A 23,689-nucleotide genomic window follows, 5' to 3' on the forward strand; every position below is an offset into this window, starting at 1 on the left:
CGGTATTTACGAGTGTTTTATCGGAGGAAAAGATGAGAAGAAGAAATAATCTCGTACGCTGTTACACGCACATTATGGAGTAGAGTCACAGTTCGGAAAATACAATCATTCTTAATTGATAAAATACTTGGCTAACGCGATTTTGGCTTCTAGGTTTATATTGAGTGGTTTAACGTACCCTTAAATAATTCCTACTCCCTAACAACGTCATTGGCTTAACAACAAGCACAACCCAAGGCCCCACAATCATGTGGGGCTTTTATAATTGTGGCCTACGGGTATACAATACGCGACCGTTTTACGTTCGAGACATCACCATGCAACGCGACTACACTTACGCTTCCCTGTCACAATCCTCTCGTGAAGAGCTCGAAGAACTGAGCCTCAGACTTGTCCATCGTCTGGTTCCAGAAGAATCTATGAACGAGCTGTTTACTTTTGAGCACGATGAAAGTGAATCCGAAGACAAACTTCAAGAAGCGCAGTTTGACGCGATGCTAAGAATGAATGCCATTGCGTTGAGTGAACTGCCTGCATTGTTTAGCGAATCTGATAACAAGCAACAAAACATTGAACGCATGCAGCGTCTGTTGCTTTGGCATTTCTATGCAGTGTCTTTCCATTTAGAGCGAGCAATTCCGTTACAAACGCACTGTAATCACGTAGAAATCATCGTTAAGCAGAGCCCACAAAACGCTTTGGAATGGGTAACCACCCTGACAGACTTGCTCAGACAATATGCTCAAATCGCCCAAAATAGCTAAGCTGACTAGCGATTCGCAAATAAAAAGCCCGCCATCTTCGGCGGGCTTTTTCATATTCCATAGAATAATCAGTCTGTCAGCACTTTACGCGCGTTAAGCGGCTGAACCGGACGATTGTTGTGGCCCATCGCTTGTTCAAACTGGCCGATTTGGCCTGCGGACAAACTCTTCGCTTCTTTCATCACGAACCAACGTACGCCTTCGCTACAAGGCGGTGTCGTCAACGAACCATTGAAGCGATAGTAGTCATCCTCATTTGGCAGCAACTCCGTCAGTTTAAAGCTGCTCGAGAGAGATTTGGTCTCACCTTTTTGAGGCGCCGCTTCTAGCAACTTCGCTAGTTGAGGGTTAGCCGATTGTGCCTGATCAAACATCACAGCAATAACCGCTAAGTTACCGTCTTTATCTGCGTTAACAAAGTGTGCTTCTAGCGGATAGTGCTGACTTTTTACCGTGTTTTCGGATGGTGTATGGAAATGGAACTGAGCGAGAGAGAACTCCACACCATCCACTTTAAATGTATTTGCTCCCTCTACTTTCGCCTGCAAAGTGTGGCCATTGTTGGTGATACCCGTTACCACACCGGTGTAGTTGATATTAAGATCAACCAGATCGGCTTCAACAGGCTGATGAATATCAATTGGGCTTTGGTTCTTACCTTGGGCACATTCTGCTGCCACATTGCCCCAGTGCTCTGGACCATGTTCACCTTCATAACCCCAATTGGAGGCGTAACTCGAAGACGCAACTGCACTTAATAATGCCAACACTACAACGTTTTTCTTCATCATGATTCCTTTTGTTATGTTTGCTAATCGATGTATGTTAAGCACCCATAAATCTAACATTTACTATGGAATCTATGATTGCAGAGTAAATTTGGAAGCAGTCGCAATACTTGTACTGAGCACCAAATTGCGTCCAAACAAATCAAATACCTTGGTTCAAAAAATCAACGCCAGCCAGTGTTGCCTTAAGCGCAACAAAAAAGCCAATTGACCTTATTGTCCGCAATCAAAATCGCTATTTATACTGTTCTCATCGTTAACATTTGAGCAACATCAATGATTTGGTCAGACATCAATACACAAGCGCAAGGCCTAGTACGCAAAAATCCTCGCCTGCAGGATTACATCAATTCGAAAATATTCGCCTATGAAGACTTCCCTAGCGCGTTAACGGGACACTTAGCCGATAGCCTGCAAGAGCAGCTTAAGCGTTCACTTCTCAAAGAGTGGTTTGATGACGTCATCAACCATCACCCTGAAATAGCAACGGCAGCAGAAGCCGACATAAACCGGATAGTGAGCTTAAATCCCGCCTGTCCAGATCACTTAACCGCCCTACTTTCTTTTCGTGGTATTGCTGCGATCCAAGCTTATAGAATCGCTCACGCCATTTGGAATAGTGGCGATATCCAAAGCGCGGTACTGTTGCAAAACTGGATTTCACTGCAATGGAATATCGATATCCACCCAGCGGCTAAACTGGGACAAGGCTTGTTTATTGACCACGGGATTGGTTTAGTGATTGGTGAGACAGCAGTCGTCGAAGACGAAGTCAGTATCTGGCACGGCGTTACGCTTGGCAGTACGTTGAATGAAACCGGAGACAGACACCCTAAAATACGCCGAGGCGCTCTGATTTGTGCCAGCGCTAGCGTGCTTGGAAACATCGAAGTCGGTGAAAACGCTATTGTTGCGGCAAATTCTGTCGTACTAAAACCTGTGTCTAATGGCATTGTGGTAGCAGGCGCGCCCGCGAAACCTGTTGGTCAGGCTCCGTCGTCACTGGCTACTCTTTCTAATCAATCAGAACAAGTTTAGGAACCTATTATGAGCGCTATCGGACAGCAAACTTATGGTATTGACCATCCACTTGTCACCGTCAAAGACCACGCACGCGCACTAGAACAGTTCAGAGCGCTAGGGTTTAGCCCTTCTCCAATCAGTTATCATCCTTGGGGAACTGTCACCTCATTGCTGATGTTTCCCGGTAACTTTATCGAAGTGATTGGTGTCGATGACGAGTCAAAATTTGGCACCAACTCAGTGAATGGTTTCTGTTTTGGACGACAGCTGGGGGCGTTTCTACAGCGTGGTGAAGAAGGTATCTCCTTGGTTGCATTGCACAGTAAAGACGCAGATGCAGACCACGCGTCCCTAACCGAACGAGGGCTAAACAGCCAAGGGCGTATCGACTTTCGCCGTAAAATGACCTTACCCGACGGCAGCCCAGATGAAGCCGTTGTGTCGCTGGCACTGTTTATTGATGATGACACGCCGGATATCTCCAACTTTATCTGCCACCAACACCGCCCTGAACTGATTTGGGTAAAAGGCTGGCAGCAACACGCAAACGGAGTCACAGGGATTGTCGGATTGACTTACATTGGTGATCTCAACCTTTACCAGCAACGTTGGCAATCAATCTACCAAGATAAAGTCCAACGTTTTGGCGATAAAGTGGAAGTCGATAGTGGATGTGGTTGGCTACGTGCAGTTTCGCGTGATAAGGCTGAAACTGTTTTTCAACCCGTGGAGCTGCCAACGACGACCAGTGAACGTCCTCACGCGGTGGCGATGACATTGAACACCACCAGCCTGACCGGGCTGAAACAATTACTCCAAGCCAACAAGGTGCCATTTTATAACGATGAGCATCGCGTCATAATCCAGCCAGAACTCGCGGGGAACGTCATTTTAGAGTTTATTGAATCATAGCGGATTCAGCGCAGAGATAACGACGCATACGCTCAATAGCTCAAACGGCTGGTGTGTCGTTATCCAATTCTTGCTTAAAAAGCGCCACCAAGCATTTCATAAACTCACTTGGCCCCGGCCCGAGCTGCCTGCCTAAACGGGAAAATACCACCGAGCCCGTGTTGTTCAGCCGTTGATTGTCAAACGGCAAACTGTTTAAAGAGGTGTACCAATCGGGCATACTTTTTAGCATAAAGTTAGGCATGATGGTTGCCCCACCGTGAGAGGCGTAGCAGTGCAGCGCGGTCATGTTATTACTGATCACGTTAGGCGTGAGTGTGACGTTTTCTTCTTTTTCCACTTCTTCAATAAGCTGTCTTACACCGTGAGCCAAATCTGGCAGTGCAAGCGGATATTTCTTCAATACCGGCATGGTGATCGGTGTGGCTTCATTGTTGAGTGGGTGCTGCTTTCCGACCGCAATAATCATCGGATGAATAGCGGTGTAATGGGTGCGGATTTTTGGGTGCTGAGGCGGATTAAACACCACACCAATGTGCGCGTCGTCCTCTACCACTTTGCGTAATACATCGTTACCGCTGTGGATGGAAAGCACAATTTTGATATCTGGATATTTTTCGGCAAACACACACATCGCTTTACTGACGATGTTGATAAAACCTTCCCCAATAGCCAGCTCGATCGTGCCTGATTGCAAACCTTCCAAAGACTTTAAGTTATCCAGCAACAACTCTTGTTGGATCAGGTAGTGCTTGTAGTATTTCAGCAGCTCTTCGCCCGCTTCTGTGGGTTTAATCCCACGTCGATGACGCTCAATCAGTACCGTATCCAGCTCACTCTCCAGTTGACTGATTTGGCGGCTGACCGCAGATGGCGCGACATTGAGAAAGTCCGCGGCCGCCCTGACACTTCCGTGCTGAACGGCTTCGTAAAAGAACTTGATTCGGTTTTCCTGCAGGAAGCTCATACATCACCCATTGTGCGTTGCCGTCATCGCAACATTTTTTAGAATTGAGTTTATTGTTCAGAACACTATGCCTACTTATACTCCAAATCAAAGCAAAAACACTCATATTTATTAACAAAATCACAATCAATTCGTTTCATTCAGAGCCCAGCGTAGCCTGCAATTGGGCGCAAATCGGCAGCTCTCTGCGTGATTTAAGGACAAAAATAAGGATATGGATATGAAAATTGGCGTTATCGGCTTAGGAAATATGGGCTCGGGAATGGCAGCCACGCTGGCGAGAAAAGGTGAACAAGTGTACGGCTATGATTTGTCGACACAAGCACTTGAAGCGATAGCAACAAAAGACGTCACGCCGATTCATTCGCTCGAAGAGTTCACCGCACTTTGTAATGTCATCTTCCTTTCCTTACCGAAAGCCGAGCATGTCGAGCAGCTTTGCTTCGCGGACAACGGACTTCTCGCGCACGGGCACGCTGGCCTGACCATTATCGACACCACAACATCTGAAGCCGAAGTCAGCCGTAAGGTTGCTAATGCATTACAAAGCAAAGGCATTGAGTTTATTGATGCGCCCGTCTCTGGCGGCCCTGCAGGTGCGGCGTCCGGCACGATGAGTATGGTGCTCGGTGGCAATGAAGCGACAGTAAATAAAGTAATGCCCATTCTTGAAAAAATCAGCGCAGTGCAGGTCCACATCGGTGATGTTGGTGCAGGCAACATTGCCAAAATCGCCAACAACATGTTGTGCGCGGCGCATCTGATTACTAACGCGGAAGTGATCAGTATGGCTACTAAAGCCGGAGTCGACCCACATAAAGTGCTGGCAGGGATTAACGCCGGTTCAGGGCGTAGCGGCGTCAGCCAAGTGAACTTCGAAAAATGGATTCTTAACGGCGCTTATGACTCAGGTTTTACCATGGGACTGATGCGCAAAGATGTTGGCTTAGCAGAAAAGCTTGCGGACCAGTTAGAGCTGGACTTCCCTCTGTGCCGACAAGTGATTCAGATGTGGCAACAGAGCCAACAACTTTCTGATCACGATGACTTTAACCAGATCGTCAAACAATCAGACTGCGACCTCTATTAATCAAGGATGACACAATGAATAACGAACAGATTAGCGCATCACTAAACAAATACCTCGCAGCAGAACGCATCGGTAGCTGGGTAAACGGTGAGATCATTCTTGGCCATGGACAGCAAATCGACTTAGTACAAGCTCACGATGAACAAGTATTACTGTCGTATCAAGATGCCGATAACGAGCTGGTTGCCACACTCAATGAAGCGACGGGCATCGCTCAGCAAGCTTGGTGGCAACTTCCCGCCAAAGAGCGTGGTCGCGTGATGTACCAAATCGGCGCTGAAATTCGCAAAGAAGCGGAAGAGTTGGCGTGGATAGAGTGCTTGACCGCCAACAAGCCACTGGCGAATGCCAAAGGTGAAATCACCGCGGTGGCGGAAATGTTTGAATACTACGCTGGTTGGACGGATAAACTGCACGGCGAAGTGATTCCTGTGCCTAGCTCGCACCTCAATTACGTTAAGTACGAGGCGATCGGGACAATCTTGCAAATCACGCCCTGGAATGCACCGATTTTCACCGCCGGTTGGCAAATCGCTCCGGCGATCGCGGCGGGTAACGCGGTGATTTTGAAGCCGTCAGAACTCACGCCTGTCAGCTCGTTGATTCTCGCTTCACTGATTGAACGCGCTGGCGCACCTAAAGGGTTAGTTAACGTCGTCGCTGGCTATGGGCATACTATCGGACAGCAAATTATCGCCAGCGCAGATATTGGCAAAGTGTGTTTTGTGGGCTCACCAACAACTGGTTGCCACATCGCGATCGCGGCAGCCAAGCGAACTATTCCATGCGTACTAGAACTGGGCGGTAAGTCCGCCAATATCGTGTTTGAAGACGCCGATTTAGATAAAGCAATGAAAGGCGCGATGTCCGCAATCTTTGGTGGTTCAGGACAAAGCTGTGTTTCCGGTTCGCGCCTTCTGATTCAAGAGACCATCTTCGATAAGTTTGTCGCTTCAGTCGCATCTGCCGCTGAGCAAATCAAGGTGGGCAACCCAACAGATCCTTCCAGCGATATTGGTCCAATCAACAACCAAAAACAGTACCAACACGTTGCCACTATGCTTGACGTCGCCAAAGCCGAAGGCGCACGTGTGGTCGGCGAGCGAGCACCCAACCCAGAGACAAGTGGCTATTACATTAACCCAACGGTACTTAGCGGTCACAACGGTATGCAGGTAGCGCAACAAGAAGTCTTTGGCCCAGTAGTGATTGCGATCCCTTTTAAAGATGAAGCGGATGCAATACGTATTGCCAACGACAGCGAGTTTGGATTGGCAGGTGCGGTTTGGACCAATAACGTCGCAAAAGCACACCGTGTGGCGGATAAAGTCAAAGCTGGCACGTTCTGGATCAATAGCTACAAAACCATTCATGTTAGCTCTCCATTTGGTGGCTACAAACAGAGCGGCTATGGTCGTTCATCAGGGATTGATGTGTTACGCGAATACAGCGAAACCAAGAGTGTGTGGGTAGAAACCTCAGACTCTCCCGCGTTCAGTTTTAACTACGGAACTGTCGAAAGCTAAATAACAATTGCGGCTTAGAAACACATTAAACAAAATCCCCCTGAGAGTCTTTCAACCGCTCAGGGGGATTTTTTCGTTCAACAATATCGAAGTTATGCGCCCAGCTCAGTCCTGTTTCGACCATTTTCTTTCGCTTTGTACAACGCTTTGTCTGCTTCTTTCATCACGCTTTCGATCGGCTCAGGCTGACCAGCCCAATGTGAAACACCAATAGAGATAGTGATACAACTCACGACGGCAAAGTTATGGGTTTCCATTGATTTACGTATTCTCTCTGCGACTTCAAACGCTTGGTTTACATCCGTATTCGCAAGGAAAATCATAAATTCTTCACCGCCAGAGCGACAAACTATATCAAGGTCTCTCGCTTGCACTTTCATTAACTGCGCCACTTCTTTTAGTAGTTCATCACCCGCATCATGACCAAAGGTATCGTTGACCTTTTTGAAGTAGTCGATATCCAACGCCAGCAGTGAAAAAGGCATATTGCGCTCGCGTAAGTTTTCTACTGTTTTTTCTAAGCCGCGTCGGTTAAGTAGGCCCGTCATTGCATCTGTCATACTGTCTGAGTGGAGCTTATCAATAGTACTTGAGACAATATCGAATGCCTTTAGGAAACTGCTCTTTAAATGTGAGGCTTCAAAATACCACGGCTTGATTACTTTTAGCTCCTCAATGGTCGAAGCATGGTTATCAAATGCCTTCACTGTGCTTGCCAGTTGCCATAACGGTCTTGAAATATAGATTGCCGAAATCCAAATCAACAACAGCGTAAGCATTCCGATTGGAATCGATTCCCAGAACACTTTCCACATCTGCTCATCCAATAGAGTCAGCGTCAGTTCTTTCGGCCTTTGTGCGACAACGCCCCAGCCTGAACTTTGCACTGGCGCATAACCCGCCAGCATATCTATGCCAACCGAGTTAACGATATTTTGTCCACCATGTTGACCTTCGATTACCGCGTTAATCGCCTTATTGGTTACGATGACCTGTCCTATGCGATTTCTGTCTGGGTGATAAATCAGTGTTCGGTGTCTATCTACGACATAAAGATAAGAGCCATCTTTGTAACTGTGCTGGCCAAGCAACGTCATCAAGATGTTTTTCTTCTCTAGATAGATAGTCCCACCGATATAACCGAGGTAATCACCACCAGCAGAAAAGATTGGATAAGACAAACTAATCAAATAGTTGCCTGCTGGCGACACAAATGGGTCGGTAATCAAAGGATGCTGCGCATTAAGTGATTGCAACGAACGCTCACTCTTGAGCTTAACGCCTTTGATGCGCAGATTCTCCGGCGAAATAGAGACAATAACGCCATTGGCATTCACCACCACCACCGAGTTAAATGAGCTCGTCTGAGCGTGAAGGCGATCAACCTCCGTCGTCAACACTTCGTCGTCGTCCATTTTCGTCGACAAGTATTGAGCACTGTACTCCAACTGGCTCATGGCGGAGTCGATAAAAGCATCCGTCATCTCTGCCATTTTTTCCGAGTAAACACGGTTAGACTCGATGGTATTGCTGATGATCAGCTCACGTTGCACCCGGTAAGTGGAGTAGAACGAGTTAAGTAAAGTGATAACGACACTAAACACGCACAGCAGGAGAATCAGCTTTCTTAAGTTAATTTTTTCTTGGGCTCTTTTGCGCATCCGGCCGTGCCATTCCATATTCATATGATTGAACAACAAATCTAATTCACCAGGATTCTAATCGCAACCGATATAAATCCCTACAAAACAAGAAGTTTAAGTAACCAAAACGTTAGTCAGGTACAAGAATGCGCAGTATTGAGAGTTAGGCTTAGGTATTCATACTTCATATACGTTAACAACGCGCCATCCAAATAGAGAATAAACAACAACTAATATTTGAACTTTGTTTATTTCGAAGCCTCGTATTCAAAGCGAATAACTTTTAGTTTTGACTTATTGTTGAGGTTTTCAGGTCCGAATGACACTTAAAAATATACTGTTAGCACTGGTATTAATGTTGAACACCATGGTTGCGATGCACGTACAAGCATCCACAAACTTCACACTACAAAGAACAGATAAGACTTACATAAACTATTACTTGCACGAATCGAATCCCTCTAGCGATACGCTTTTGGTTTTAATCCAAGGCTCAGATTGCAACAGTGTGTATCACAACAAACTGATCAACGATAAGTTTGCTAAGGTTCTGCCTCAAGCCGATGTCCTGACAGTTGAAAAGTACGGAATCGAGAAGAGCCTTAGGTGGAATAAGGATCCGGAAAGACAAGATTGCCCTAACGCTTATCTAATTAATGACTCACCCTCACAGCGAGTGAAGGACTACACTCAAGTGCTAAACGCACTCAATCAGCATCGCGGGTACAGCAAGATCGTTTTAATCGGTGGCAGTGAAGGCGCCTTAATCGCCAATATCCTTGCTTCGCAATTAAGTGATATAAGTGCGACCATTTCGCTCAATGGCGGCGGGCGAAAATTTGTTGATGATGTATTACATAATATAAGGTCACAATCTCCCTCTGACGAAGCTTATAAACAAGCATCCGACGGCTTTATTGGATTTCACAACCACATATTAAATAGCAAACCGTTCGAATTGAACATGAGTGGGCATGGTTATAACTGGTGGAAAGAGATGTTTGAAATCGACCAGACTCAAGTTTTATCGAAAATTGCCACGCCAGTATTACTAATCCAATCCGGTCAAGATAAAAATGTCTCGGTAGACTTGGCTATCGCTCAAGCGAAGCAAATCTCTAAGAACCAACCAAATGTAACGTTTAAAGTATACGAGCAGCTTGATCACTCTTTTGAAGCAGTCGATGGTACTAGCCAAGTAGATGCGGTGATTAAAGGTATCCAGCACTGGTTAGCGCTGTATTTGTAAGAGCTTTAGAGACAAAAAAAGCGCTCCAGATGGAGCGCCTTTCTTATTTGAATTTGTTATTCCCAATCAAGGATAACTTTGCCGGAAGCGCCGCTGCGCATAACATCGAAGCCTTTTTGGAAATCATCAATCTTGTAGTGGTGAGTAATGATTGGCGTTAAGTCTAGACCTGATTGAATCAATGAAGCCATCTTGTACCAAGTTTCGAACATTTCGCGGCCGTAGATACCTTTGATCACTAAACCTTTGAAGATCACTTGGTTCCAGTCGATACCCATGTCAGATGGTGGAATACCCAGTAGCGCGATACGACCACCGTGGTTCATCGTCGTCAGCATTGAGTTGAACGCTGATGGGTTACCAGACATTTCAAGACCGACATCGAAACCTTCTGTCATGTTTAGCTCAGCCATTACGTCTTCAAGCTTTTGCTCGGCAACGTTTACGGCGCGAGTGACGCCCATTTTGCGTGCTAGCTCTAGGCGGTATTCGTTCACATCAGTAATCACAACGTGACGAGCACCAACGTGTTTCGCAACCGCTGCCGCCATGATGCCGATAGGGCCTGCACCTGTGATTAGCACGTCTTCACCCACTAGGTCGAATGACAGCGCAGTGTGTACGGCGTTACCAAATGGGTCAAAGATAGACGCGAGATCGTCAGAGATGCCTTCTGGAATCTTAAACGCATTAAATGCTGGAATCACTAGGTATTCTGCGAATGCACCTTCGCGGTTTACGCCGACACCCACAGTGTTACGACATAAGTGAGTACGGCCGCCACGACAGTTACGGCAATGACCACAAGTGATATGACCTTCGCCAGAAACACGGTCGCCAAGTTCAAAACCGCGAACTTCCTGGCCAATACCAACCACTTCACCGACATATTCATGGCCAACAACCATAGGCACTGGAATCGTCTTTTGTGACCATTCGTCCCAGTTGTAGATGTGTACATCGGTACCACAGATAGCGGTTTTCTTAATGCGGATCAGTAGATCGTTGTGACCAAGCTCAGGCTTGTCCACTTCCGTCATCCAGATGCCTTCTTCAGGCTTTAGTTTTGAAAGTGCTTTGATTTTCATTACTTGATGATCTCCATGTCACGACCCACTTCAATAAACGCGTCGATTGCGCGGTCTAGTTGCTCACGAGAGTGTGCCGCTGACATTTGTGTACGGATACGAGCTTGACCTTTTGGTACAACCGGGAATGAGAAGCCGATAACGTAAATGCCTTTCTCAAGTGCACGTTCAGCGAATTCTGCTGCGACTTTCGCATCACCCAACATGATTGGGATGATTGCGTGGTCAGCGCCACCCATAGTGAAGCCTGCTGCTTCCATACGAGCGCGGAAATGTGCTGCGTTTTCCCATAGACGATCACGTAGGTCGCCGCTTTCTTCAAGCAGGTCCAATACACGGATAGACGCGTTGACGATCGCAGGTGCAACCGAGTTTGAGAATAGGTACGGACGAGAACGCTGACGTAGCCACTCGATCACTTCTTTCTTACCAGAAGTGTAGCCGCCTGACGCGCCGCCCATTGCTTTACCCAGCGTACCTGTGATGATGTCGATACGGTCCATCACATCGTGGTACTCGTGTGTACCTGCACCCGTTTTACCCATAAAGCCGACTGCGTGAGAATCATCAACCATCACAAGAGCGCCGTACTTATCTGCTAGGTCACAGATAGCTGGTAGGTTAGCAACCACACCGTCCATAGAGAACACACCGTCAGTCACGATAAGCGTGTTACGAGCACCCGCTTCTTTCGCTGCGATAAGTTGCTGCTCTAGCTCTTCCATGTTGTTATTTGAGTAACGGAAACGCATTGCTTTACATAGACGCACACCGTCGATGATAGAGGCGTGGTTAAGAGCATCTGAAATGATCGCATCTTCTTTGCCTAGAATGGTTTCAAACAGACCTGCGTTTGCATCAAAGCAAGAGGTGTAAAGAATCGTGTCTTCTTTACCTAGGAATTTAGAAAGCTTTTGCTCAAGCTCTTTGTGGATGTCTTGAGTACCACAGATAAAGCGTACTGACGCCATACCAAAACCGTGCTGATCCATACCCGCTTTACCCGCTTCGATTAGCGCTGGGTGGTTAGCTAGACCAAGGTAGTTGTTCGCACAGAAGTTCAGAACTTCTTCACCGGTAGAGATTTTAACAGCCGCTTGCTGTTGAGAAGTGATTACACGCTCTGATTTGTATAGGCCTTCAGCCTTTACTTCTTCGATCTGATTTTGAATCTGTTCGTAGAATGCAGAAGTCATTTCAAATTCCTTCCTAGTTATAATTATCAAGCTTAATGCTTGCGTTAGTTCTGTGGCTTAGCGCCAGCAGTGAATTAACTTAAGTGTAAACGAAGCATCGTGAATCCATTATCCCGCTGGGTGGAAAAACATTGTTGAACCTGAGGCACAAATAAGCTCTACTAGACGCCATTGATGATGTAGTTAACGGTGAACCCTATGAACAACACTAAGCTGATTGCCCTACTCCCAGATTTGGCAAGTTTTATTCTGATCGTAGAGGAAGGCAGTTTTACCGCTGCGGCGAAAAAGCTCGAAGTCACCCCTTCTGCGTTGAGTAAGATGGTGACTCGTTTAGAAGCGTCACTGTCGGTCAAACTGTTCGAGCGTACCACTCGCACCTTAATCATCACCCGTGCCGGACAGCAGGTGTATGACCAAGCCGTAATTATGGTCAATGCAGCGAAACAAGCCGTTGAGTTGTCTGTTTCTGACCACACCGAGATAAGCGGCGCGCTAACGGTGGCGGCACCAGAAGCGTTTTTAAACTCTGTGTTGCAACCTTTTGTGGTTCCTTTTCTAAAGCAATATCCAGATATCCAACTCAAGTTGCGTGTCGCAGACGGTGAAATCGACCTGATTCGCGACAACATCGATATCGCGTTTAAATTAACCGACAAACCCGACGAGAATTTGGTACTCAAAGAGATAGGCAGCACCAACTTGGTTCTGTGCGCTAGTCCAGACTACATTCAGCAACGTGGCATGCCCTCTCACCCGAATCAACTTGTCGAGCACGACTGCCTTTATCTGGCGGAAAACGACCGCGACCATATCTGGGATTTCTTCAAAGACGATGAGTTTCACTCAGTGTCCGTCTCTGGCCGCTACGCGGTTAACCACTCCCAAATGCGCCTAACAGGGGTTAAGAACGCGTTGGGAATTGGCATCTTCCATGATTTCGTGATTGCAGACGCGGTAAAAAATGGCGAAGTAGTGCCCGTGCTAGCCAACTGGACGATTAAGAGTAACTATCACGGCGGAGTAGCGATGCAATACGCGCAAACCAAATACATGCCAGCGCGATTAAGAGCCTTTATTGATTATGTGAGTAATGAGTTGACGAATAAACTCGCTTAACAGATAAGAATATGGCCCGATAGACGGGCCATATTTATTGAGGATTACGCAAAGTAATGCTGTAAACGTTTCGAACGGCGAACCAGCAACCAATCCAGAACAAGGGTCACGGCAATGGTGAAGCCCGCCAACGGGAAGCACACTCCGATAACCAACAGACAGACCAGACCTGATTTCCAAATCGCATCTTGTTGGAACTTAGCAGGCACACCCAGCTTGCGTTGCCCGACGGGTCTTCTCTTCCACCACATCACCACGCCAGTGATTGAGATAGCGATAAATGCCAAACAGAACAGTGCGTTCAGCGCTTTGTTGATCACGCTAACATCCCCTTGATGGAGCGACACGCCGGCTGCCATTAGCTTCGCCATCAGCGTGTAATCGTCCCAAGTGACATCAACTAACACCTCACCTGAGTATTGGTCAAAGTGCGTGGTTCTATCTTGGCGCGGGTCAATCACATCTCCTGCCATTGAGTTCGCCGCCACGGTGTAGACGCCGGTTTCTGACTTAGGCATAAAGACTTTGAATTGCGTAAAACCCAGAGCTTTGGCTTGATCGATGATCTGGTCAATCGATACCGTGGCGTGGCTTGTCATACTTACCGTATCTGTGCCGTGATGGCCGGAATGATCTTGTACTTGTGATTGTGGCAATGTCGAATGCTCTAGATTCCAAGGCAGCTCTTCTTCACTACCATGATTGAGGCTCGCATGCGTTAAATTGGATTGCGGTTTTTCGCCCCAGGTGTAGTAAGTCGGGAAGGTATTCCAGCCTTGAACCATTTTCGCGCCCCATACACCAGCCCAAGCTAAACCGGATAATACGAACAACAACAGCACGACAGACAACACGCCGCCTAAGTTGGCGTGTATATCACGAAGCAGAACTCTAGTTCCCGAAGATACGCGCAGTTTTAAGAACCCCGCACGCGAAGCATTATCCGTCGGTAGCCACATGTAAATACCAGTGGCTAACAACAAGAGACTTAAGCTCGCGGCAATTTCGATCAAAAAGTCACCGGATTTACCAACCAGTAGCGTACCGTGAATATTATTAGCGAGTTCGTACCAACTCTCACTCCTCTCTATTTCACCTTGCACTTGAGCTGTGTATGGATTCACCGCAATAAGAAGTGATTTCCCGTCTTCGAAACGAATGCTGACCCTATTGGCAATATCCGGTTGTTTAGACGAAATAAATTGAGTAATTGCGGCTTCAGGATACGTTGATTTGACGACTGCAATTTGCTGAGACGCTGGTAGCGCTTGTTCAAGCGGTACGACAGAGAGAACATCTTGATAACGCAACTGTTCGATTTCATCGTCAAAGAGCATCACTAAGCCAGTCAAACTGAGCATAATCATAAAAGGTACGACGAAAAGCCCTGCGTAGAAGTGCCATCTCCATGCGAGAAAGTAGCGTGCTTTGGTTAGTGTTGTAGATTGTAGACGTGCGTTGTCCTTAGGTGGAGTCTGAGTTTGACTACCCAACATTACTGTTTTCCTTTTTCTAACGGCACAAAAAAATGCCCACTTCTTTTTCAAGAAATGGAGCCGTTTTGAGCCTGAACTTTACTAAACGATTTATAAAATTATTTTTTGAATTACGTTAAGAGAAAACGGTCTGTTGCGGCGGGGCTCGTGGGACAGCAATCTGGTAGCGCACGCTTAGAGCCAAAAAAGCGTACGGCTCGACTACGGTCAGTGTGTGTCGTGATGTGTAGAGAGGTGTTGGAAGTGAATCTTGGTGAAAACTCGAGAAATGACTAAAAGGACAAGGTTTGCTGTGCTGAGTTTCAACTTTACCTTCTTCAACCTGTACCAATTCAAAACCGTTGATGGTACACAGTGTCGCCCAGACACCTGCGCTAGCGCCATGAGCATTGATGACAGGCATCAAAGTAACAAGCACCCAGCTAAGGGCACTTGCTAGTAACATGGTTCGGTTAAACTTCGCTGCGCGTATCATTGTCACTCTCTCGTGGAATAGCGAGACTATATAACGAGTCGCTAACAATTTCCGTAACGAAAGCAGCAAAACTAAACCATGGTCATAACTTTATGTCGCGTACTGTAAACATCAGACACAACATAACAAATTAACCAAACAGCTTGCTCCAGATGCTCGGGTTTTTCTTATCGTGGTACTCTTCACGCAGCGCATCAACTTGTTGCAGTTCGGCTTTAGCCGCATTGATATCACCGGCATCAAGCTTCGCTTCCACGGAGTCTAACGCAAGCGAAAGCTTGTTAAACCCTTCTAAGTAGATATCGAATTTCTCAGGCGCGTACTCACCACGTTTTGATTGCTCAACCAGTTCAGACAAGTTCTCGATAGCCGTTTTCATAGTAGCGACTTCGGTTGCTTCTGCAGCGTGCTTAAATTCGATTTTCATCTGCTTCATGTTTGCTTTCAGGTCAACGTCTGCCGCAAACGCATGAGCAGAGGCAAAAAGAGCCAGGGCTGGAATTAACTTTCTCATTGTAATGTTCTTCTTTTATTGGGCTGTAAAACGGCAATGTTACTGAATTTTTTACTGAAAGTTGAGCGGCATTTTTGTATCAAACTATAAAGTTCGATACTTAGAGTGTCGCTCCATGCACGTGCAACACAATACAATCTGATAAATGAACTTAATTGTCAGTATAGCGGTCAATAATTGACTTGATTTGTGGGCTCTGCCAATAGCTAGGGGTCGCTAACAGAGCCACATGTATTCAGTAGGTACCTATTGTTTCACCCATACTTGTGGGAAGCTCGCCTCGGCACTTTCCAGCTCAATACTAAATAGGGATTGATTGTTTATTTTTAGTTCAGCAACGGCTTCCAGGTCCGGGATATTACAATTTTCTCCTTCGATAGAAAGTAATGCGACACCTTTGGGACTATCTAACAATGATAACTCTCCTCGACTAGAACAGCCCTGAGTGCTCATTGTCACAGTGCCATTTTTCTCGATGGCGAGGTGATGAGTTACACCACCTTTTATTGCACTGTAGATACCAATGTATTCTGTAATGCTCGTTTCCTCTGCCTCAACTGGACGCAATTGAAAACTTCCGTAATCAGAAATGCAACTTAGATTAACGTTGTCCTGCTGACATTCGTATTGTGCTTCGAAAAAACTAAATGTATCGTTTTTGTCAAGGACATTGGCTTTAGCAGTTTTTTGATGTTCCCTGTCATCCCAAGTACTTACAATGACGTCAGATTGACTGAGTACGGTTGCTTTAACACTGATAACATCATTGACCTCACTCTGAGCAACACCAGAGTAAACTCCTGCTACTAGGTTTGATGAGCTGTTATCGTTGTTACAGGCTGTCAACACAAAAGCTGCTATAAATGAAAGCAGGCATCGGGGCTTTAAGACTTCGCTCATCATAAGTTTAACCCGTCCAGTCTCTGTTCTGTCAGTGCCGCTTTTGCTCGCGCCGCCTGAACGTTGCCATCGATTGTACTAATGGTGATATAGCCATTTTTAACCGCGACACCCTCAGAGTGAGAGTCGCTGTCACCTGCATCACCCGAAACAAATCCAACACCATTTTTCCCAGCTAACATTGCTGCCGCAGCTATCTCTGCTTGGGTTTCGTTCATGCCTTGCTGCACCAAAATTGAAACCATGTAATCCACAATGCTTTGATTACTACCGAGATCTTCATAAAAACGCATTTCAATGCCGCCACCATTCCAACCCACATCGGTAAATTTATATCCAAGGTGGTTATCGAGATCCTCTGGCGTGTTGACGTTCAGTCCTGTGTAGGCGGGTAACAGAGGCTCACCATTAGGGCGATTGGCTTCCAACATATCTATAATTTTAACCATCACAGCCGCGATTTTAGCACCTTGATCATCAGAGCTTGCTGAATTTTCACTCGCGCTGACAGCAATCGCAGGTATACCGCGTGTCAGTGCAATCATAGTGGCACCAAGTGTGCCTGAGTTGTTATTCATATAGCCCAAATTGTTCCCTTCATTAGCTCCAGAAATCACTAAGTCCGGAGCTTTTCCCCATCTAGCTTGGGCGGCAACGTCAATACCGTACAACAGTGCCATAATAGGCGTGCCCTCGGTAAAATCTTCGTACGTTTTAGTCGTATCTGTATCACCAACGCAGTATTCGTTTTCTGCTGCCTTTGAATCATCAACATTCACCGATTTAAAAAAGTTAACCGCGCCACCTTTACCGCTTTGCCCTAAACAAGGCGCTGACATGATTACTTCGTGCCCATTGGACTCAAGTAGGCGTTTCATCTCTTTAATATTGTTGGTCGCCCAACTGTCATCATTAGTTAACACGATATTAAGTGCATTAGCTGGGTTGGTTAGTAAGATCCCTTGAAGAAGGAATAACGTTGTGAAAATGGATAGCTTGCGTTTCATAGAACTCTCTTAACTATATTGATTTTCAAGTACTTTGCTCCTTATTTATTAATTTATGATTAACGTTTTATGAATATAGATAATGCCGAGTGTTTACGGTCTAGATTTGACATGGATTCAGACCAGAGCCTGGTGATTGAGTGCTTTTACGGCAAGCTCGTTTCGATATGACAAGTATGTGTCTAATGCCCCGAAATACATAACTTTCAATAATCATCCAACCACAACAAGGCCACTAGGAGACTGGGCCTAGATATGTTGAATAACAAGTCATCCCCATTCGTCGAATGCCCTAGCAACATTGTTGGGCATTTTGCAGGTTTTAGAACGTGCATCGAAACAACATACTAGTAAGTAGCCATTATTTGCCTAATTTATGAACAGATTTTTTGCATGTTACCAAGATTGAATAATACTTATTGAGTCACGTATAAATGGGGTGAACATGAGAAAGCACCGCTACTCCCTGAGTATTCATATCACTAGCTTGTTCCTAATTCTGACCACGATCGTCGGTGGTGTACTTATCACAATCAGCTACCGACACGCGCAAGAATTGTTAACGAGCAGTGCCAAAGAAGTCGGCCGTGAAAACAGCGGCAAGCTAGAATCGACCTTTCAACAACAAATAGGACCGATTTTGACCACTCTCGACTTTATGGCGGTGAGTGAAGCCATTGAGCAGCAGGAAACCCCAGTCGCCAAACCACGCTTGCTCAGCTACCTCAGCCTAATCTTCAAACGTAACCCAAGCTTAGTGGCGCTCTATTACGCCAACGATGAAGGTGACTTCACTCTATTGAGAAGCTTACGTAACACACAAGACAGACAACGTTTCGCCGCACCGATGGACGCACACCTGATGGTCAACATCACCAAGACCGACGGACAAAATGATTTTTACTTCCTCAGTGAAAATTATGAAGTGCGTAAAGTGACCGAGAGCCAAGATAATAAGTTTGACCCCAGAGTTAGACCATGGTACCTCAATGCCGATATAGACGGAGAAATTCGACTGACAGAGCCATACTTCTTTTACTTCTTACAAACCAACGGCGTCACGCTTTCACGACGCACTCTCAATGGTAACAGTGTCGTTGGTGCTGATTTCACTCTTGGTTCTCTCTCCGCACAAATCTCCCAAATGGGTTATTCCGACAACAGTAAATTGGTGCTATTTGATAACCAATTTAAAGTGCTTGCGCAGCATCAAAGCGGAGCAACATTGGCAGCCAGTGATGAACAAATCCGCTCAGAGCTGGAGAATAGCGTATTCGCCACAATACTCGATCGAATTTCCAGCCAGCCGATATACGCCAATGTGGAAGACGATGAGAATAACTGGTCGGTGACACTGACACCCGTCAATCTCAACCAACATACCCGGCTCTTACTCGCTGAAGCGACGCCACAAAGTGATTTATTGGCAAATCTAATTTCGCTCCGTGATAAGCAGATTCTAGTGGCGGTGACATTATTGGCGTTCTGCTTCTTTGTCGTGTGGTTTGTTGCCCATCGACTTGCTAGTCCGCTGAAAAACTTGATGTATCAAACCGACAGCATTGCGCGATTTGATTTCAAGAAAACTCGCTATCCTAAAAGCGTGATTAAAGAAGTCGCCAATCTGACTCAGTCCATAGAACTGATGGAACACACGCTGCACGACCTGCTCAGCTTGCTGCGCGACACAGCAAGTAATCAGGATTTCTCGGTATTGGCGAAAACCATTACTCACCAAAGTTATCTGGTAACCAAAGCTGAAACGATTGTCCTCTATACGCGTGACTCAAGCGAGGGGGATTATGAGATCATGACCAACCACTCAATCATTCCTTTCAAAATCGATTTGAATGAGTTCTTTAGCTCAACCGCGTGGATTCAAAAAGATCTCGCCAAAGGGGAAATGCTGCACTTCAATCGCGAAGACAACTGCTTGGCTAAGTTCCGCGATATTTTCTACAACTCGGACATCTTCCTGTTCCCATTGCTCAACCGACAACAACAACTCGTGGGGATATTGTTACTTGGTTATGAGCGTGCGATTACACCAGCACAAAACGACAAACATGCGTTCCTGCGTGAGCTATTAAGCTTCGCGGAATTGGCAAAAGAGAACATTGATAAGATCCGCGAGCAGAAAGAAATGCTCAATGCGTTTGTCGAGTTAATCGCATCGGCGATCGATACCAAGTCTCCATACACGGGCAGCCATTGTCAGCGCGTGCCAAAACTCAGTGAAATGCTCACCAAAGCAGCGGACAAAGATACAAACTACTTTGCCGCGTTCTCTATGTCCCAATCGGATTGGGAAGCACTTTATCTCGCCTCTTGGTTACACGACTGCGGTAAAGTCACAACGCCTGAATATGTGATAGACAAAGCGACTAAGCTTGAAACTATCTACGACCGTATCCATGAAGTCAGAATGCGTTTTGAGCTATTAAAAGCGCAGGCGGAAATCGACTACTGGCAAGCGCTCTATGAAGGCAACGGGGAGAGCGCCGAACTGAAAGCGCAGCTATTATCAACACATCAACGACTCGATGATGACTTTGCCTTCGTTGCCAAATGCAACATTGGCGGTGAGTTTATGAATGAGGAAGACATCGAACGATTACACGCAATTGGGCGTTATCAATGGAAACGCACGCTGGACGATCAGCTTGGCGTGTCTTGGCTTGAAAAAGAACGCGCGGGCTCGCTTGTTCCCCTACCCGTCATGGAACCCTTATTAAGCGATAAACCCGTGCATCAGATTCGCTGGCCGCAAGGCGTGAATCCAAAAGAAATGTGGTCAGAGCCTTTTGTACTCGAGCCGGGTGAACTGAAATATAATCGTGGTGAGCTGTATAACTTAGCAATACAACGCGGCACACTGAATGATGAAGAACGATTCATCATCAATGACCACATTATTCAAACCATTACCATGTTGCAGCGCTTGCCTTATCCAGAGCATCTAAAAAGTGTGCCTGAAATTGCCTGTGGTCACCACGAACGAATGGACGGCAAAGGTTATCCGAAAGGACTGTCTGAGCAAAACTTGTCAATCCCAGCGCGAGTCATGGCGATAGCCGATGTATTTGAAGCGCTCACCTCGAACGACAGACCTTACAAGAAAGCCAAAACGTTGACTGAGTCGATCGATATCATGACCGCGATGGCGACATCAGGCCACATTGATCCTAAGCTGTATTTACTGTTCTTGGAGCAAGAATTGGATCTCAAGTACGCCGAACTCTACCTCAGCTCAGAACAAAAAACCGAATTTGACCGTAAAACTCACATCACGAAAGTGAAGAGTTACCTCAAATCTCTATTCTGAAGAATCCGTCAGAGCCACAGGTTGAAATTAGAATTAAAGCTCTAATTCCGCCTTGTCGTGGTTCTGAATCATCATGTATAAAAATCAATAACTTAGACAAAAATCAGTCATTATTTAATCGATTGCGTCTTCAAAGGTTGATGTAAGTCAAATACTCATAGACAATACGCTGCCGAATTGACAATAGTCTCGATATTTTTGCAAACAGTTGCATAGATATTGCTTTTGCCTAAGCCGTTTTAATGTTTTTGCCTATTTAAGTAATAGGTAAAACCTATTTTTATTATTTTTGTGCCGCTGATAGCTTGGCGCATTAGAGCCTTTTATAGGCGCAGAACAACTACCTCGTTTTGAAGGGAAAGATGATGGTAATACCAGAGAATAGCAGCATCGTGATTTTTGGTGCTTCGGGTGACTTAACTTATCGTAAGTTGATCCCAGCTTTATACCACCTTTACGCGAGTAAGCAGCTCCCAGACAACTTTGCGATTCTGGGCGTTAGCCGAACTGAGTACAGTGACGACTCTTACCGCGCGAAACTGAAGAAATCACTTCAGGAAATGGAAAAAACTGAGCCTGCAACATTAGATGCGTTCATTAATCATCTTCATTACCAAGCCATCAATACCTCAGATACCGCAGACTACAGCAAACTGGTAAGCCGTCTTGACCAACTTTCTGACCAATACCAGTTCGAGCAGCGCAATACGCTATTCTACTTAGCGACCCCACCTAGCCTTTACAGTGTTATCCCAGCAAGCCTTGCTGCACACGGCCTAAACAGCGAAGAAGATGGCTGGAAACGCCTCATCATCGAAAAACCGTTTGGCTATGACTTAGAGTCAGCACGCACGCTGGATAAAGAAATCCACGAGCACTTCCTTGAGCACCAGATCTACCGTATTGACCACTACCTAGGTAAAGAAACGGTACAAAACCTGTTAGTGTTCCGCTTCTCAAACGCGATGTTCGAACCACTGTGGAACCGTAACTTTATTGATTACGTTGAAATCACAGGTGCAGAATTCTTAGGCGTGGAAGAGCGTGGCGGTTACTACGATAACTCTGGCGCAGTGCGCGATATGTTCCAGAACCACCTGCTTCAAGTGTTAGCAATGGTTGGCATGGAACCACCAGCGCAAATCAACGCAGATTCAATGCGTGATGAAGTGGTTAAGGTTTTACAGTGTCTGAAACCATTGGACGAACAAGCGCTACGCAACGACCTAGTGTTAGGTCAGTACACTGCGTCTGACGTACGTGGTCAGCACCTATTGGGCTACCGCGAAGAAAACGGTGTAGCAGACGATTCTCGTACAGAGACTTACATCGGCCTGAAAGCCTACATCAACAACTGGCGCTGGAACGGTGTGCCTTTCTACGTGCGTACCGGTAAACGCCTGCCTACACGCGTAACAGAAGTGGTTATCCATTTTAAAGCGACACCACACCCAGTGTTCGGTCAAAACGCACCCGAAAACAAACTGATCATCCGAATTCAGCCAGACGAAGGCATCCAGATGAGCTTCGGTTTGAAAGAACCAGGTGCAGGCTTTAAAGCCAAAGAAGTGAAGATGAACTTCCACTACACTTCTCTAGAAGAAACGCAAATGCTGACAGCCTACGAACGTCTGCTGCTTGACGCACTAAACGGCGACGCAACACTATTCGCGCGTAGCGATGCGGTTGAAGCGTGCTGGCAGTATGTGCAGCCAATTCTGGACTTCAAGCAAGATCCACAATCGCTGTTTGGTTACGCGTGTGGTACTTGGGGACCAAAAGAAGCAGACGATTTACTGCAACGTGACAACCGTGCATGGCGTTTCCCTTGTAAAAACCTAACAGATACGGACTACTGCGAACTATGATCAACCATAAGATCTTCAACACAGCACAGCAGGTTGTGGAAAGCTTAGCTAACGACATGAAAGCGCTGAGCGAACAAGGACGACCTGTTCATATCTCACTGTCTGGTGGTAGCACACCAAAAATGTTGTTTAAGCTTCTAGCAAGCGACGCGTACGCAGAGTCAATTCAATGGCAAAACCTTCACTTCTGGTGGGGTGATGAGCGTTGTGTCGCACCTGATGACGCAGAGAGCAACTACGGCGAAGCTAACGCACTGCTGTTTAGCCAAGTGAACATTCCAACAGAGAACATCCATCGCATTCTTGGAGAGAACGACCCGCAAGGCGAAGCAGAACGTTTCGCTAAAGAGATGGCGGACGTTATCCCATGTGAAACCGGCACACCAGTATTTGACTGGATTCTGCTAGGTGTTGGCGCAGATGGTCACACGGCTTCTCTGTTCCCAGGTCAGACTAACTACGCAGACGAGAACTTATCTTTGGTTGCGTCTCACCCAGAGTCTGGTCAGCTTCGCGTGTCTAAAACCGCGAAAGTGCTCGAAGCAGCAAAACGAATCAGCTACCTAGTGCTAGGCTCAGGTAAAGTTGAAATCGTTCACGAAATTCAAACCACTCCGGCAAGTGAACTGCCTTACCCTGCAGCAAAAATCCAGTCTAAGACTGGTGAAACGGAATGGTACTTAGATTTAGATGCAGCGGCGAAAATCGTCTAGTACGGTCGCTCGTCCATTAGAGAAAA

General features: G+C 46.3%; 20 protein-coding genes. 10 read left to right on the forward strand and 10 right to left on the reverse strand.

Annotation, left to right across the window (positions count from 1 at the left end; translation table 11 throughout):
- The first annotated feature begins 317 nt into the window (after nt 1-317).
- Nucleotides 318-764 (forward strand): exoribonuclease R, encoded by a 447-nt coding sequence (locus HCZ42_RS10790; protein ID WP_167420707.1) that lies wholly within the window; start codon nt 318-320, stop codon nt 762-764.
- 68 nt (nt 765-832) lie between these two features.
- Here HCZ42_RS10790 and HCZ42_RS10795 read toward each other — a convergent pair whose 3' ends face one another.
- Nucleotides 833-1,552, reverse strand: coding sequence for a carbonic anhydrase (locus HCZ42_RS10795; protein WP_167420708.1), 720 nt, complete (start codon nt 1,550-1,552; stop codon nt 833-835).
- Between the two features lie 276 nt (nt 1,553-1,828).
- Between HCZ42_RS10795 and epsC the strand changes: the two genes are divergently transcribed.
- Entirely contained in the window at nt 1,829-2,590 is a 762-nt protein-coding gene (gene epsC / locus HCZ42_RS10800) for a serine O-acetyltransferase EpsC (protein ID WP_167420709.1), read from the forward strand.
- Between the two features lie 9 nt (nt 2,591-2,599).
- Nucleotides 2,600-3,487 carry a VOC family protein gene (locus tag HCZ42_RS10805; RefSeq protein WP_167420710.1) on the forward strand — a complete coding sequence of 296 codons (888 nt, stop codon included), beginning with the start codon at nt 2,600-2,602 and terminating at the stop codon, nt 3,485-3,487.
- A 40-nt stretch (nt 3,488-3,527) separates the two neighbouring features.
- Here HCZ42_RS10805 and HCZ42_RS10810 read toward each other — a convergent pair whose 3' ends face one another.
- Entirely contained in the window at nt 3,528-4,454 is a 927-nt protein-coding gene (locus HCZ42_RS10810; RefSeq protein ID WP_167420711.1) for a LysR family transcriptional regulator, read from the reverse strand.
- A 220-nt stretch (nt 4,455-4,674) separates the two neighbouring features.
- Here HCZ42_RS10810 and HCZ42_RS10815 point away from each other — a divergent pair, with 220 nt between their 5' ends.
- Together HCZ42_RS10815 and HCZ42_RS10820 are read left to right on the forward strand one after the other, a co-directional pair.
- A complete protein-coding gene (locus HCZ42_RS10815) occupies nt 4,675-5,544 on the forward strand; it encodes an NAD(P)-dependent oxidoreductase (protein WP_217702292.1) in 870 nt (289 codons plus the stop codon).
- A gap of 14 nt (nt 5,545-5,558) precedes the next feature.
- The gene (locus HCZ42_RS10820; protein ID WP_167420713.1) at nt 5,559-7,070 is read left to right on the forward strand and encodes an aldehyde dehydrogenase family protein; all 1,512 of its coding nucleotides are present in this window, start codon (nt 5,559-5,561) and stop codon (nt 7,068-7,070) included.
- A 92-nt stretch (nt 7,071-7,162) separates the two neighbouring features.
- Here the strand turns inward: HCZ42_RS10820 and HCZ42_RS10825 are convergent, their stop codons facing one another.
- Complete coding sequence (locus HCZ42_RS10825) at nt 7,163-8,731, reverse strand: sensor domain-containing diguanylate cyclase (RefSeq protein WP_167420714.1); 1,569 nt, start codon at nt 8,729-8,731, stop codon at nt 7,163-7,165.
- A gap of 301 nt (nt 8,732-9,032) precedes the next feature.
- Between HCZ42_RS10825 and HCZ42_RS10830 the strand changes: the two genes are divergently transcribed.
- Nucleotides 9,033-9,962 carry an alpha/beta hydrolase family protein gene (locus HCZ42_RS10830; RefSeq protein WP_254868940.1) on the forward strand — a complete coding sequence of 310 codons (930 nt, stop codon included), beginning with the start codon at nt 9,033-9,035 and terminating at the stop codon, nt 9,960-9,962.
- Nucleotides 9,963-10,018: 56 nt separating this feature from the next.
- On the opposite strand, the gene tdh is transcribed toward HCZ42_RS10830, so the two are convergent.
- Both tdh and HCZ42_RS10840 read right to left on the reverse strand, forming a co-directional pair.
- Entirely contained in the window at nt 10,019-11,050 is a 1,032-nt protein-coding gene (gene tdh, locus HCZ42_RS10835) for an L-threonine 3-dehydrogenase (protein ID WP_167420715.1), read from the reverse strand.
- The gene (locus tag HCZ42_RS10840) at nt 11,050-12,246 is read right to left on the reverse strand and encodes a glycine C-acetyltransferase (protein ID WP_167420716.1); all 1,197 of its coding nucleotides are present in this window, start codon (nt 12,244-12,246) and stop codon (nt 11,050-11,052) included. Before HCZ42_RS10840 ends, tdh begins: the two co-directional genes overlap by 1 nt.
- Before the next feature lie 198 nt (nt 12,247-12,444).
- On the opposite strand from HCZ42_RS10840, the gene HCZ42_RS10845 reads away from it, so the two are divergent.
- A complete protein-coding gene (locus tag HCZ42_RS10845; RefSeq protein ID WP_167420717.1) occupies nt 12,445-13,365 on the forward strand; it encodes a LysR family transcriptional regulator in 921 nt (306 codons plus the stop codon).
- Between the two features lie 44 nt (nt 13,366-13,409).
- Here HCZ42_RS10845 and HCZ42_RS10850 read toward each other — a convergent pair whose 3' ends face one another.
- The 5 genes from HCZ42_RS10850 to HCZ42_RS10870 all read right to left on the reverse strand — a co-directional run bounded on the left by HCZ42_RS10850 (nt 13,410) and on the right by HCZ42_RS10870 (nt 17,757).
- Nucleotides 13,410-14,861, reverse strand: coding sequence for a PepSY-associated TM helix domain-containing protein (locus HCZ42_RS10850; protein ID WP_167420718.1), 1,452 nt, complete (start codon nt 14,859-14,861; stop codon nt 13,410-13,412).
- A 115-nt stretch (nt 14,862-14,976) separates the two neighbouring features.
- A complete protein-coding gene (locus HCZ42_RS10855) occupies nt 14,977-15,336 on the reverse strand; it encodes a hypothetical protein (protein WP_167420719.1) in 360 nt (119 codons plus the stop codon).
- Nucleotides 15,337-15,466: 130 nt separating this feature from the next.
- Nucleotides 15,467-15,850, reverse strand: coding sequence for a cytochrome b562 (locus HCZ42_RS10860; RefSeq protein ID WP_167420720.1), 384 nt, complete (start codon nt 15,848-15,850; stop codon nt 15,467-15,469).
- A gap of 246 nt (nt 15,851-16,096) precedes the next feature.
- Entirely contained in the window at nt 16,097-16,753 is a 657-nt protein-coding gene (locus tag HCZ42_RS10865; RefSeq protein WP_167420721.1) for a hypothetical protein, read from the reverse strand.
- Nucleotides 16,750-17,757, reverse strand: a complete 1,008-nt coding sequence (locus HCZ42_RS10870; RefSeq protein WP_167420722.1) for a 5'/3'-nucleotidase SurE — start codon at nt 17,755-17,757, stop codon at nt 16,750-16,752. Before HCZ42_RS10870 ends, HCZ42_RS10865 begins: the two co-directional genes overlap by 4 nt.
- 445 nt (nt 17,758-18,202) lie before the next feature.
- Here HCZ42_RS10870 and HCZ42_RS10875 point away from each other — a divergent pair, with 445 nt between their 5' ends.
- From HCZ42_RS10875 to pgl, 3 genes are all read left to right on the forward strand, one after another.
- The gene (locus tag HCZ42_RS10875) at nt 18,203-21,082 is read left to right on the forward strand and encodes an HD domain-containing phosphohydrolase (RefSeq protein WP_167420723.1); all 2,880 of its coding nucleotides are present in this window, start codon (nt 18,203-18,205) and stop codon (nt 21,080-21,082) included.
- A 365-nt stretch (nt 21,083-21,447) separates the two neighbouring features.
- Entirely contained in the window at nt 21,448-22,950 is a 1,503-nt protein-coding gene (zwf, locus tag HCZ42_RS10880) for a glucose-6-phosphate dehydrogenase (RefSeq protein ID WP_053407357.1), read from the forward strand.
- Nucleotides 22,947-23,663 carry a 6-phosphogluconolactonase gene (gene pgl / locus HCZ42_RS10885; protein WP_167420724.1) on the forward strand — a complete coding sequence of 239 codons (717 nt, stop codon included), beginning with the start codon at nt 22,947-22,949 and terminating at the stop codon, nt 23,661-23,663. The genes zwf and pgl overlap by 4 nt, the downstream gene beginning before the upstream one ends.
- Nucleotides 23,664-23,689: the final 26 nt, after the last annotated feature.

This window comes from Vibrio hepatarius (assembly GCF_011806575.1).
Lineage (GTDB): Bacteria > Pseudomonadota > Gammaproteobacteria > Enterobacterales > Vibrionaceae > Vibrio > Vibrio hepatarius_A.

Coding starts and splice junctions, on each gene's coding strand:
- HCZ42_RS10790 (WP_167420707.1), top strand. CDS start 318: ATGCAACGCGACTACACTTACGCTTCCCTGTCACAATCCTCTCGTGAA.
- HCZ42_RS10855 (WP_167420719.1), bottom strand. CDS start 15,336: ATGATACGCGCAGCGAAGTTTAACCGAACCATGTTACTAGCAAGTGCC.
- HCZ42_RS10840 (WP_167420716.1), bottom strand. CDS start 12,246: ATGACTTCTGCATTCTACGAACAGATTCAAAATCAGATCGAAGAAGTA.
- HCZ42_RS10795 (WP_167420708.1), bottom strand. CDS start 1,552: ATGAAGAAAAACGTTGTAGTGTTGGCATTATTAAGTGCAGTTGCGTCT.
- HCZ42_RS10810 (WP_167420711.1), bottom strand. CDS start 4,454: ATGAGCTTCCTGCAGGAAAACCGAATCAAGTTCTTTTACGAAGCCGTT.
- HCZ42_RS10860 (WP_167420720.1), bottom strand. CDS start 15,850: ATGAGAAAGTTAATTCCAGCCCTGGCTCTTTTTGCCTCTGCTCATGCG.
- HCZ42_RS10815 (WP_217702292.1), top strand. CDS start 4,675: ATGAAAATTGGCGTTATCGGCTTAGGAAATATGGGCTCGGGAATGGCA.
- HCZ42_RS10845 (WP_167420717.1), top strand. CDS start 12,445: ATGAACAACACTAAGCTGATTGCCCTACTCCCAGATTTGGCAAGTTTT.
- HCZ42_RS10865 (WP_167420721.1), bottom strand. CDS start 16,753: ATGATGAGCGAAGTCTTAAAGCCCCGATGCCTGCTTTCATTTATAGCA.
- HCZ42_RS10870 (WP_167420722.1), bottom strand. CDS start 17,757: ATGAAACGCAAGCTATCCATTTTCACAACGTTATTCCTTCTTCAAGGG.
- epsC (WP_167420709.1), top strand. CDS start 1,829: ATGATTTGGTCAGACATCAATACACAAGCGCAAGGCCTAGTACGCAAA.
- tdh (WP_167420715.1), bottom strand. CDS start 11,050: ATGAAAATCAAAGCACTTTCAAAACTAAAGCCTGAAGAAGGCATCTGG.
- HCZ42_RS10825 (WP_167420714.1), bottom strand. CDS start 8,731: ATGCGCAAAAGAGCCCAAGAAAAAATTAACTTAAGAAAGCTGATTCTC.
- HCZ42_RS10830 (WP_254868940.1), top strand. CDS start 9,033: ATGACACTTAAAAATATACTGTTAGCACTGGTATTAATGTTGAACACC.
- zwf (WP_053407357.1), top strand. CDS start 21,448: ATGGTAATACCAGAGAATAGCAGCATCGTGATTTTTGGTGCTTCGGGT.
- HCZ42_RS10820 (WP_167420713.1), top strand. CDS start 5,559: ATGAATAACGAACAGATTAGCGCATCACTAAACAAATACCTCGCAGCA.
- HCZ42_RS10850 (WP_167420718.1), bottom strand. CDS start 14,861: ATGTTGGGTAGTCAAACTCAGACTCCACCTAAGGACAACGCACGTCTA.
- pgl (WP_167420724.1), top strand. CDS start 22,947: ATGATCAACCATAAGATCTTCAACACAGCACAGCAGGTTGTGGAAAGC.
- HCZ42_RS10875 (WP_167420723.1), top strand. CDS start 18,203: ATGAGAAAGCACCGCTACTCCCTGAGTATTCATATCACTAGCTTGTTC.
- HCZ42_RS10805 (WP_167420710.1), top strand. CDS start 2,600: ATGAGCGCTATCGGACAGCAAACTTATGGTATTGACCATCCACTTGTC.